At 70.4% G+C, this 11,655-nt stretch carries 7 protein-coding genes; 2 read left to right on the forward strand and 5 right to left on the reverse strand.

Features of this window, described 5'->3' with window-relative positions:
- Nucleotide 1 precedes the first annotated feature (1 nt).
- Nucleotides 2-1,006: a carbohydrate ABC transporter permease gene (locus ACWFR1_RS07820; protein WP_453547725.1), complete on the reverse strand. Its 1,005-nt coding sequence runs from the start codon at nucleotides 1,004-1,006 to the stop codon at nucleotides 2-4.
- A 90-nt stretch (nucleotides 1,007-1,096) separates the two neighbouring features.
- A complete protein-coding gene (locus ACWFR1_RS07825; protein WP_453547727.1) occupies nucleotides 1,097-2,443 on the reverse strand; it encodes an ABC transporter substrate-binding protein in 1,347 nt (448 codons plus the stop codon).
- A 397-nt stretch (nucleotides 2,444-2,840) separates the two neighbouring features.
- Here ACWFR1_RS07825 and ACWFR1_RS07830 point away from each other — a divergent pair, with 397 nt between their 5' ends.
- Entirely contained in the window at nucleotides 2,841-3,902 is a 1,062-nt protein-coding gene (locus tag ACWFR1_RS07830) for a LacI family DNA-binding transcriptional regulator (RefSeq protein WP_453547729.1), read from the forward strand.
- A gap of 312 nt (nucleotides 3,903-4,214) precedes the next feature.
- On the opposite strand, the gene ACWFR1_RS07835 is transcribed toward ACWFR1_RS07830, so the two are convergent.
- Nucleotides 4,215-5,978, reverse strand: a complete 1,764-nt coding sequence (locus ACWFR1_RS07835) for a glycoside hydrolase family 6 protein (RefSeq protein WP_453547732.1) — start codon at nucleotides 5,976-5,978, stop codon at nucleotides 4,215-4,217.
- 50 nt (nucleotides 5,979-6,028) lie between these two features.
- The gene (locus tag ACWFR1_RS07840; protein ID WP_453547734.1) at nucleotides 6,029-7,606 is read right to left on the reverse strand and encodes a cellulase family glycosylhydrolase; all 1,578 of its coding nucleotides are present in this window, start codon (nucleotides 7,604-7,606) and stop codon (nucleotides 6,029-6,031) included.
- A gap of 273 nt (nucleotides 7,607-7,879) precedes the next feature.
- On the opposite strand from ACWFR1_RS07840, the gene ACWFR1_RS07845 reads away from it, so the two are divergent.
- The gene (locus ACWFR1_RS07845) at nucleotides 7,880-10,801 is read left to right on the forward strand and encodes a glycoside hydrolase family 48 protein (protein ID WP_453547736.1); all 2,922 of its coding nucleotides are present in this window, start codon (nucleotides 7,880-7,882) and stop codon (nucleotides 10,799-10,801) included.
- A 90-nt stretch (nucleotides 10,802-10,891) separates the two neighbouring features.
- On the opposite strand, the gene ACWFR1_RS07850 is transcribed toward ACWFR1_RS07845, so the two are convergent.
- Nucleotides 10,892-11,530 carry a hypothetical protein gene (locus ACWFR1_RS07850; protein WP_453547738.1) on the reverse strand — a complete coding sequence of 213 codons (639 nt, stop codon included), beginning with the start codon at nucleotides 11,528-11,530 and terminating at the stop codon, nucleotides 10,892-10,894.
- Nucleotides 11,531-11,655: the final 125 nt, after the last annotated feature.

Genomic DNA, 11,655 nt, shown 5'->3' on the forward strand with positions numbered 1-11,655 from the left:
GTCAGCCTCCCAGCTTCTTGCGGTTGTGGCGGGAGACGAGCGCCTGGACACCGCCGACGATCAGGAGGAGCAGCAGCATGATCCAGGCGATGGCGGAGGCCTGGCCCAGCGAGTTGTTCACCCACCCCTTCTCGTACATCAGCAGGCTCAGCGTCTGGAACTGGTTGCCGCTGCCGCCGCTGATGCCGACACTGCCGCCGAAGAGCATCGGCTCGCCGAAGAGCTGCGTGGCGCCGATGGTGGAGACGACGACCGTGAAGAGGATCGTCGGCCGGATCGACGGGATGGTGACGCTGACGAACTGGCGCCAGCGCGATGCCCCGTCGAGCGAGGCGGCCTCGTACAGGTCCTTCGGGACGGCCTGCATCGCGGCCAGGTAGATCAGCGCGTTGTAGCCGGTCCAGCGCCAGGTGACGATCACGGAGATCGCGATCTGCGCGGGCCACTTCGACGACTCCCACTGGACGGGGCCGACGCCGACCCAGTCGAGGACGGTGTTGATCATCCCGTAGTCGGTGTTGAACAGCTGCGCGAAGACCAGGGTCGCCGCCGCGATCGACGTGGCGTACGGGGCGAGGATCGCGATCCGGAAGAAGCCGCGGCCGCGGAGCTTGTAGTTGAGCAGGTGCGCCAGGCCGAGGGCCATGAGCAGCTGGGGAACGGTCGAGATGATCCCGATGGTGAAGGTGTTGAAGAGAGCGTTCCAGAAGAACTCGCTGGTCGCGAGGTCGGTGTAGTTCTCAAGTCCCTTCCACTGCGGGTCGCCGCCGAGCTCGACCCGGTTGAGCGAGAGCCAGCCCGTGTAGATCAGCGGGAAGAGGCCGAAGGCGGCGAAGGTGAGGAAGAAGGGGGCGATGAAGACGTACGGGATCGCCTTGACGTCCCAGCGGTAGAGCGTGCTGCGCCAGCCGCCCGAGCCGGAGCGGTGGTTCCGGGGGCCGGTGGAGGAGGGCGGTGCGGCGGGCGGCGGGGAGCCGTCAGGCCTCGCCCGAACGGAGGTGGCCACGGGGGCGTCCTTCCAGGTCGATGCGTGCGGTGGTGCGGACGGTGCCGGTCCGCCGCCCGCGGGCGGCGGCGGACCGGCACACGGCCCCCGCTACTGGTCGATCTTGTCGTCGACCAGCTTCTTGACGTTCTCCCAGGCCTTGGCCGGGTCGGTGCCGCGCTGCTCGATGTCGAGGATGCCGTTGTCGGTGAGGAAGGTCTTCACCTGTCCGTCCCAGCGGCTGATGACGGCGGGCGTGATCCCGGTGGCGGCGGACGAGAAGATCTTGCCGACCGGGGTGTCGCCGAAGTACGGAAGCTTGGCGTCCTGGACCGCCGAGGAGGTGAGCGTGTCCTTGGACGAGGGGATGTTGCCGTTGACCGCGAAGACCTTGGCGTGCTGCTCCGGGGCCGTCAGCCAGGCGGCGAGCTCGGCCGCCTCCTTGGTGTGCTTGCCCGCCTTCGGCACGGCGAGGAAGGCGCCGCCCCAGTTGCCGGCGACCGGCGGCGCGGCGATGTCCCACTTGCCCTGGTTGGCGGGGCCGGCCTGGTCCTTGATGATGCCGGTCATCCAGCTCGGGCAGGCGACGGTGGCGAACTTGGAGTTCTTGAAGGCGGCGTTCCAGGTGCCCTTCTCGTCGAACTGGCGCAGCTTGGCGGTGAGTCCGTCCTTGCTCGCCGCGACGGCCGTCTCCCATGCCTTCTTCACACCGGGGCTGTTCTCCCAGTCGAGCTTGCCGCTCGCGTCGGCGTACTGGACGGGGTCGCTGGACACCACGGCGTTGAAGAGGCCGCTCGCGGAGTCGTGGAAGGCGGTGCCGGCGGGAGCGCTCTTCTTGTACGTGTTGCCGGCCTCGATGAACTTCGCCCAGTCGCCGGCCCACAGCTTGGCGACGGCCTCCCGGTCGGTCGGCAGCTTGGCCTTGGCGAAGAGCTCCTTGTTGTAGCAGATGGCCATGGGGCCGATGTCGGTGCCGAGCGCGATGACGCTGCCGCTCGCCGTCGTCGCCTGCTTGACCTTCCAGTCGAGGAAGGCGCTCATGTCCGCGCCGCCCTCCTTGCTGAGGTCGACCCACTTGTCCGCCATGGTCTCGCCGGTCGCCTCGGCGATGTAGCCGACCTCGACGGCCTGGATGTCGGCGAGACCGTTGTTCTGGGCGAGGCGCAGCTTCAGCGTGTCCCAGTACTTCTGGCCGTCGGAGACGTTCGTCTCCTCGATCTTGATGTTCGGGTGGGACTTCTCGTACTCGGCGTAGAGCTTGGCGCCGGTCTTGTCGTCGTAGCCGAAGGAACCGAAGGTCCCGACCCGCAGGGTGATCTTGCCGCCGCCCTGGGCGTCGCCGCCGCTGCTGTCGTCGCTGTCGCTGCCGCAACCGGTGAGCAGGGTCGTACCGGTCACGACGACGGCGACCGCCGCGATCGCCGCCCGGCGTCCGCGTCTGCTGCTGGAAGTGCGCATTCCACTCTCCTCGTCCAAAGGTGGTGCTCGTTGTGCGCCAAGAGGTCCGGCCGGCTGATCGCGGCTCGGCGGCTGCCCGCCAGGACCTGATGCAGGCTGTGCGCTCCCTGATGGGAGCGCTCCCACGTCGTTGCCGGAAGGTTGCTGCCTACCGGGTGCGGGTGTCAAGACATGAACGCGGATTCGTTACCGGAAGGTTTTCCGGGGGTTTCTCGGGGCCTTGCGGTGACGGGGCCGTCATCTCCTGAACGCATGCTCGTGGCGTGGAGCGATGCGCGTGGACTAGTGTGGGAGCGCTCCCATCGCTGCTGTCCGGTCGCGGAGGGAGTGAGTCGGCGCGATGTCGGGGAAATGGCCGACGCGCTGTCAGGGCGAGGGCCGGCGGGATGTCAGGACGATGGCCGGCGCGGTGGTCTACGAGGGGAGCTCGGTGGTGGTGGACGGACGGCGGAGCGGCAGACCGACCCTGGAACAGGTCGCGGCCAGGGCCGGGGTCGGCCGGGGGACGGTCTCCCGGGTGATCAACGGCTCCCCCCGGGTGAGCGAGCAGACCAGGACGGCCGTCGCCAGAGCCGTCGCCGAGCTCGGTTACGTCCCCAACCAGGCCGCCCGTGCCCTCGCCGGCAGCCGTACCGACGCGATCGCGCTCGTCATCCCCGAGGCCGAGGCCCGGCTCTTCGCGGAGCCGTACTTCCTCGACCTCATCCGCGGCGTCAGCGCCGAGCTCGCGGACGCGGACAAGCAGTTGCTCCTCACCCTGGTCCGCAGCGAGCAGGAGCGGCAGCGCTTCGAGCAGTACCTCGCCGCGCAGCGCGTCGACGGGGTGCTGCTCGCCTCGGTCCACGGGGACGACCCGCTGCCCGACCGCATCCGCGAGCTGGGCCTCCCGGTCGTCATGAACGGGCGCCGCTCGGAGGCCGAGCCCGTGCCGTACGTCGACTCCGACAACATCGGCGCCGGGCGCGCGGCCGTCGCCCACCTGGTGGGGGCCGGGCGGACGCGTATCGCGACCGTCACCGGGCCGCTCGACATGTACGTGGCCCGTGCCCGGCTCGGCGGCTACCGGGCGGGCCTCGCGGAGGCCGGACTCGGGCCGGACGAGGCGCTGGTCTCCGCGGGCGACTTCACCGAGGAGGGCGGCCGGCGGGCCATGCGGCTGCTGCTCGACCGCCGTCCGGACCTGGACGCCGTCTTCGTCGCGTCGGACGTGATGGCGGCCGGGGCGCGGAGCGTCCTGCGGGAGGCGGGCCGCCGGGTCCCGGAGGACGTGGCCCTGGTCGGGGTCGACGACTCCGCGGTGGCGCGGCTGATGGACCCGCCGCTGACGAGCGTGCGGCAGCCCATCGAGGAGATGGGCCGCACGATGGCGCGGATGCTGCTCCAGGAGATCGCGGGCGCCCCGGAGGACGTCCCGAAGCGGGTCCTGCCCACGGCGCTGGTGGTACGGGGGTCCTGCTGACGGCCCGCCGGGTCGGGACCGGCGTCGCCCGTCACGGCCCGGCTGAGGGCTCGGCGGGCCGGGACCGCCGGCACCTGTCACGGCCCGGCTGACGGCCCGCCGGGCTGGGAGGCCGTCACCCGTCACGGCCCGCGGGGGTCGGGAGCGCGTCGCCCGTCACGGCAGCCCGCCGGGGCGGGAGCGCCGTCGCCGGTGCGACGGAACGGGGACAGGCCGGACGGGCCCCAGGGCCCGTCCGGCCTTCTTCCGGTTCCTTCTCAGGGGGTGCGCCCGGTCCCGCCGGACCGGGGACAGCACCCCCCTTCGGAGGTCTTACAGCGCCGGGTGGGCGTTCTTCATGAGCTCCTGGAACTGGGCCGAGAACCACGCGCCCGAGAGCGGGGCATCCGGCAGCGCGCCCGACATGCTGTTCCCGTTCCGGGCGTTGCCCGTGTAGGTCGGGTCGCACATCCGGTCGAAGCCCTTGCCGTCGGGGTTCGGGATCTCCTTGGAGGCGCCGTCAGACTCGCCCGGGGGCTTCATCCAGACGTACGCGTCGATGCCCGCGGCGGGCGCCGCCTGGGGCCGCTCGCCGAGACCGGCACCGGACTGGTTGCACCAGTTGCCGAGGTGGATGCGGCGGTCGTACTTGCCGCCGTCGACGTAGGTGTCGACGCTGGTCAGCGCGCCCGGGCCGGTGGGTCGCTGGGTGCCGCCCCAGCCGTTGCGGGAGGTGTCGATCAGCATGCCGAGCTTGCTGTCGAAGCCGATCGAGACCAGCTTGTCGCGCATCGCCTGGGCGTACGACAGCTCGTCGGTGTACTGGTTCCAGTCGATCCACTTCGACGTGCGTACGGAGGTGCCGTTGACGGAGTCGCCGATCTTGAAGTGGTCCTCCTTCAGTGCGCTGTAGTTGGCGGTGTTGACGATGAAGCCGTGCACGTTGGCGACCGTGGAGCCCTCGGCCGTGGCGGCCTGCTTGAACAGCTCGGCGGAGGGACCGAAGTTGCTGTCCCAGCCCAGCCAGCCGTGGTGTCCGGCGTCGACGTAGTTGTAGACGTTGCCGATCGAGCCCAGCTTGTTGAGGGCGTAGCCGACGCCGGTGATGTAGTTGCCGTTGGCCTTCATGACGTCACAGTTGGCCGTGGCCGTCGGGCGGCCGGAGACGTTGGTGACCAGGTTGGGCAGCGAGTCGATCTCGACCGTGGTGACGATCCGCAGACCGGCGTACTTGGAGTCGGCGAGGATCGCGGCGATCGGGTCGATGTACTCGGTCTTGTAGCGGCCGATCTCGGTCGCGCCCAGCTCGCCGTTGGAGGCGAGCGCGGCGCAGTCACGGCCGGGCAGGTTGTAGATGACCAGCTGGACGACGAGCTCTCCGGAGCCCTTCTGGGCCAGGGCCGCGTCGAGGTGGGCGCGCAGGCCCATCGACGTGGCGGAGCCGTTGATGGCGGCGATCCGGTCGAGCCAGACACCGGTCGGCTGGTTGGACACCTTGGTGCCGCCCGGCTCGGCGGCGGCCTTCGCGGCCCACTCGGGGTTCACGTACACCTTGGCGCCGGCGTACGGGTTGTCGGCCTTGGTCCCGGCCGGCGGCGTCGTCGGCGGCGTGGTCGGGGGAGTCGTGGGAGGGGTGGTCGGCGGCGTGGTGGGCGGTGTCGTCGGAGTGGCGCCGTTGCAGACGACCCCGTTCAGCGTGAAGGTGGCGGGCACCGCGTTCGTTCCGCTGTACGAGCCGTTGAAGCCGAAGGAGGTCGAACCGCCCGTGGCCAGCGTCCCGTTGTAGGAGAGGCTCTTGGCGGTGACGGCGGCGCCGGACTGGGTGATCGTGGCGTTCCAGCCCTGTGTGACCTGCTGGTTGCCGGCGTAGGACCACTCGAGGGTCCAGGAGGCCACCGGGTCACCGGTGTTGGTGACGGTCACGTTGGTGCCGAAGCCGGTGCTCCACTGGTTGGTGACCTGGTAGTCGACCTTGCAGCCGGGCGCGGCGGCGCCGGCGGTGGCGGTGCTGAGGACGGTGGCGGTCGCGCCGGTGGCCGTGATGAGGCCGAGTGCGGCCAGGAGAGCGGTGCGGCTGGTACGACTGGTGCGGCTCATGCGGGTGGGGATTCCTTCCGGGAGTCGTGCGAGGGACGGAGCAGGGGAATTCAGGGGGTGAGGGCGCGCAGGTGATCGCGCAGCCCGATGCCGAACGCGGTGGGGGTGCCGTCGTACGAACTGATCAGTGCCGGACCGGAGTTGCAGTTCCAGGTGTTCCAGGTCCAGCCCAGGTACGAGAGGCCGCGGTCGTCGAACCACTTCATGACGCGGTCGATGAACGCGTGTCCGCAGGTGTTCTCGCCGATCTCGCCCGCGAGGAGCGGGACCTGGGCGGCCACCGGGGCGAGGGTGTTGTTCCAGCACGTCTCGTCGGCGCAGGTGTTGAAGTTGTAGACGTGCCAGGCGGCGGCCAGATTGCCCGCCGGGTCGGTGGGTCGGTACGTGAGCCACTGGCTCAGGTCGTTGGAGTACGCGATGCCCGGGACGAGAACCAGGTTCTTCGCTCCCGTGGCGCGGACCGCGTCCAGCAGGTCCTGCATGCCGGCGACCTCGTAGCCGATGCCGGGGCAGGTGCCGCCGTCGCGCCAGCAGGACCAGGCCTGTGTCGCGGTGGAGGTCGCCCGGTCCGGATAGGGCTCGTTGAACAGGTCGAAGACGACCCGCTCGTCGTTCTTGAAGGTGTTCGCCACCGACGTCCAGAACGCCGGGGTGTACTGCGCGCCCGGCATCGGCTTCTGGCAGGAGGCGTGCACGTCGGCGCAGCCCGAGGAGTTGCCCGTGTACTGGCCGTGTGTCCAGTGCAGTTCGACGACCGGGGTCATGCCGTGGGCGAGGACCTTGGTCACCAGGTCCTTGACCGCGTCGATGTAGTGCGTGCCCCGGTACTCGGGCTTGATGTTGTCCAGGCCGAGCCAGCACTCCTCGTTGAGGGGAATACGGACGGTGTTGGCCTTCCAGTCGGCGATGGCCTTGACCGAGGCGTCGTCGACGGGACCGTCGAAGAAGCCGTAGCCCTGGACGCACATGAACTCGCCGCCGGAGCGGTTGACGCCGAGGAGGCGGCGGACCGCACCGTTCTGGTCGGTGAACTTGTTGCCGGTCACGCTCAGTTCGGGCGCGCCGGTGACCGGGGTCGGCGGCGGTGAGGTCGGGGGAGTGGTCGGTGGTGTGGTCGGGGGAGTCGTGGGCGGTGTGGTCGGGGTGGTGGGCGTGGGGGTGGGCGTCGGCGTCGTGCTCGACGGCGTCGGCGTGGGTGTCGGCGGCGCGTCCGTGTCGCAGGGCGTGCCGTTGAGCGTGAAGGCGGTGGGGGCCGTGTTGGCACCCGTCCAGGAGGCGATGAAGCCGCCCGTCGCCTCGGCGCCCGTGCCGAGGGCCGCGTTCCAGCTCTCGTTCACGACGGTGACGGCGGTCCCGGACTGGGACCACTTGCCGCCCCAGCCCTGGCTGACGACCTGGCCGGCCGGGAAGTCGAAGCCGAGACTCCAACCGTTCAGCGCGGCACCGTTGTTGGTGACGGTGACGGCACCCTGGTAGCCGCCGGCCCACTGGCCGACGACCGAGTACTCCACCGTGCAGACGGGTGCGGCCGCGGCTCCTGAGGCCGTACCCATGACGGCGAGCGCACTGCTCGCCATCGTGAGCGCCGCTCCTGCGAGCAGCGCGGAAAGACGTGGGGGATGTCGCATGAGCGAGTCCTCGCAGCGAGGGCACACCTCTGACGATGTGCCGACTGGACGGAATCGCTCCCACTGGTCGGGCAGACCGTAGCGCCAACTCCTGCCAAGCAAAAGAGGGGTTGAGTAAATTTCCCCGTCATCTGCCTTCGACTCTTCGCAGACCTTGACGCCGTTGCGCCCCAACTGCACAGTGGGAGCGCTCCCACTGGTTCAGGGCTTGTCCCCACAGGTCCATCCGCTCTTCGCACCCCCATCCTCCCGAGCCGCGAGGAGAACCACCCCATGCCACGAGCACGAGCACGAGCACGAGCAAGAGCACGCAGACCATTGACCGCGCTGGCCGCGGCCATCTCCCTCCCCCTGGGCCTGACGGCCGTCGGCGCCGTCTCGACCGCCCAGGCCGCGACCGTCCAGTGCAGCGTCGACTACAAGGCCAACGACTGGGGTTCGGGCTTCACCGCCGAACTCACGCTCACCAACCGGGCCGCCGAAGCCCTCAACGGCTGGACGCTGACCTACGCCTACGCCGGCGACCAGAAGCTCACCAACGGCTGGAGCGGCACCTGGTCCCAGTCCGGCAAGAACGTCACGGTGACCAACGCGTCCTGGAACGGCACCCTCGCCCCGGGGGCCGCCACCACCACCGGCGCCCAGTTCACCTACACCGGCGCCAACACCGCCCCGACCGCCTTCGCGGTCAACGGCACCTCCTGCACCGGCGCCCACCAGCCACCGGTCGCCGTCCTGACGAGTCCCACCGCGGGCGCCGTCTTCACGGCGGGCGACGCCGTGCCGCTGGCCGCCACGGCCGCCGCGGCCGACGGCGCCACCGTCGGCAAGGTGGAGTTCTACAGCGACACCACCCTCCTCGGTACGGACACGACCGCGCCGTTCGCCCTCAGCGCGGCCGGCCTCGCCGCCGGGTCCCACTCGCTCTACGCCAAGGCCTACGACAGCCTCGGCGCCTCCGCCGAATCGGCACCCGTCGGCATCACCGTCGCCGCCGGAGCCGCGCTGGTCGCCTCCCCGAGCCAGCTGGGCGTCCGCCAGGGCGCCACCGGCACCTTCGACCTGAAGCTCTCGACCGCCCCCACCGCGAACGTCGCGGTGAGCGTCGCCCGCACCTCGGGCAACACCAACCTCACCGCGACCCCGGCCTCGCTCACCTTCACCCCGGCGAACTGGAACACCGCCCAGAAGGTGACCGTCGCCGCCGCGGCCACCGGCACCGGCTCCGCCGTCTTCACCGCGACCGCCCCCGGCCACGCCAAGGCCGAGGTCACCGTCGCCCAGCTGGCCGCGAACTCCACGTACGACGCCCGCTTCCTCGACCTCCACGGGAAGATCACGAACCCGGCCAACGGCTACTTCTCACCCGAGGGCATCCCGTACCACTCCGTCGAGACCCTGATCGTCGAGGCCCCCGACCACGGACACGAGACGACCTCGGAGGCGTACAGCTACCTCATCTGGCTCCAGGCCATGTACGGCAAGATCACCGGCGACTGGACCAAGTTCAACGGCGCCTGGGACACCATGGAGAAGTTCATGATCCCCACCCACGCCGACACGCCCACCACCGGCTCCTACAACGCCTCGAAGCCGGCGACGTACGCTCCCGAGTGGGACCTGCCCTCGCAGTACCCCGCCCGGCTCGACTCCGGCGTGACCTCGGGCGCCGACCCGATCGCCGCCGAGCTCAAGAGCGCCTACGCCACCGACGACATCTACGGCATGCACTGGATCCAGGACGTCGACAACGTCTACGGCTTCGGCAACGAGCCCGGCAAGTGTTCCGCGGGACCGACGGCGACCGGCCCCTCGTACATCAACACCTTCCAGCGCGGCCCGCAGGAGTCCGTCTGGGAGACCGTCACCCACCCCACCTGCGACAACTTCTCCTTCGGCGGCAAGAACGGCTACCTGGACCTCTTCACCGGGGACGCCTCCTACGCCAAGCAGTGGAAGTTCACCAACGCCCCCGACGCCGACGCCCGCGCCGTCCAGGCCGCCTACTGGGCCGACCTCTGGGCCAAGGAGCAGGGCAAGGGCACTCAGGTCTCCGCCACCGTCGGCAAGGCCGCCAAGATGGGCGACTACCTGCGGTACGCGATGTTCGACAAGTACTTCAAGAAGGTCGGGAACTGCGTCGGCCCGACCGCCTGCCCGGCCGGCACCGGCAAGGACAGCGCGACCTACCTGATGTCCTGGTACTACGCCTGGGGCGGCGCCACCGACACCTCGGCCGGCTGGTCCTGGCGCATCGGATCCAGCCACAACCACAGCGGCTACCAGAACCCGCTGGCCGCCTACGCCCTCAGCTCCTACGCCCCGCTCAAGCCCAAGTCGGCGACGGGCGCGGCGGACTGGTCGAACAGCCTCGACCGGCAGCTGGAGTTCTACCGCTGGCTCCAGTCCGACGAGGGTGCCATCGCGGGCGGCGCCACCAACAGCTGGCAGGGGCGCTACGCCACCCCGCCGGCCGGCACCCCCACCTTCCACGGCCTCTTCTACGACGAGAAGCCCGTCTACCACGACCCGGCGTCGAACCAGTGGTTCGGCTTCCAGGCCTGGTCCATGGAGCGGGTCGCCGAGTACTACCAGCAGACCGGTGACGCCGAGGCGAAGACCGTCCTCGACAAGTGGGTCTCCTGGGCGCTGTCCGAGACCACGATCAACCCGGACGGCACCTACCGTGTCCCCTCCACCCTCAAGTGGTCCGGCGCGCCCGACACCTGGAACGCGGCGAACCCCGGCGCCAACACCGGACTGCACGTCACCGTCGCCGACTACACGAACGACGTCGGTGTCGCCGCCGCCTACGCCAAGACCCTCACCTACTACGCGGCCAAGTCCGGCCACGCCGAGGCCAAGCGTGTCGCCAAGGCCCTGCTCGACGGCATGTGGGACCACCACCAGGACCCGCTGGGCGTCGCCGTCGAGGAGACCCGCGCCGACTACAACCGCTTCGACGACCCCGTGTACGTACCGAGTGGCTGGACCGGCGTCATGCCGAACGGCGACGCGGTGAACAGCACGTCCACCTTCGCCTCGATGCGCACCTTCTACCAGGACGACCCGGCCTGGCCGAAGATCGAGGCCTATCTGGCGGGCGGCGCGGCCCCCGTCTTCACCTACCACCGGTTCTGGGCCCAGGCGGACATCGCCCTGGCCATGGGCTCGTACGCGGAGCTGCTCGAATAGCAGCCCGCCCCGCATGGAGACAGCTCCGCGTGCGACGAGACCGGGCGGACCCCGAGAGGGGCCCGCCCGGTCTTCGGCTGTCGGCGTCCGTCAGGTCACTCGGCGGCGGATCCACCAGGCGCAGAACCCGGTCAGAGCCAGGGCGAGGCCGAGGTAGAGCCCGGTCTCGGCCCATTGAAGGGCCCAGAAGTTCCCGGCGGGCTGGTACGTCACCTGCTGCTCGTAGCCCAGGGCGCCGAGGTCGGCGACGCAGCCGTCGACCTGCTGCAGGGTGGGCGGGCCCGACTCGGTGCGGAGGCAGTCGGCGAAGGACGACGGCACGGGGACCGGCTGACCGGCGGCGTTCAGCGTCTGTTGGGAGGTGACCCAGGCACCGGGCGCATCGAGGTGCGTGACGATCTCCTTGGCGCCGTCCTGGATACTGATGGGGGCGCCGTCGGGCTCGATCGGCACGGTGGTCCGCTCGGTGGCGGCCAGATGGGACCGGATCCACATCGGCACGAGGAACTGCTGGACGGCCACGTAGAGGGCGAACGTGGTGGCCATCGCGGGCAGGGTGCGGCGGATGACGAGGCCGAGGGCGACGCCCAGGACGAAGGCGAAGGCGGCATGGGCCATGGGGACCACGCCCCGTGCGGCGAAGGCCACCGGGTCGAGCCGCGGGAAGTAGGTGTCCGTCGCGCCACCGCCGTTGACGGCCCGGTCGATGGGGCTGCTCCACCAGCTCACCGCGAGGGAGACCAGTCCGGGGGGGGGCCCGGGGGGGGGCGCCCCCCCGGCCCCCGGGGGGGGGAGCCCACGGCGGGGGGGGTGGGCCCGGTGGGGGTGTGGGATAAAAAAAAAAAACAGGCCAC

The sequence above is a fragment of the Streptomyces sp. NPDC055103 genome (genome assembly GCF_053607625.1).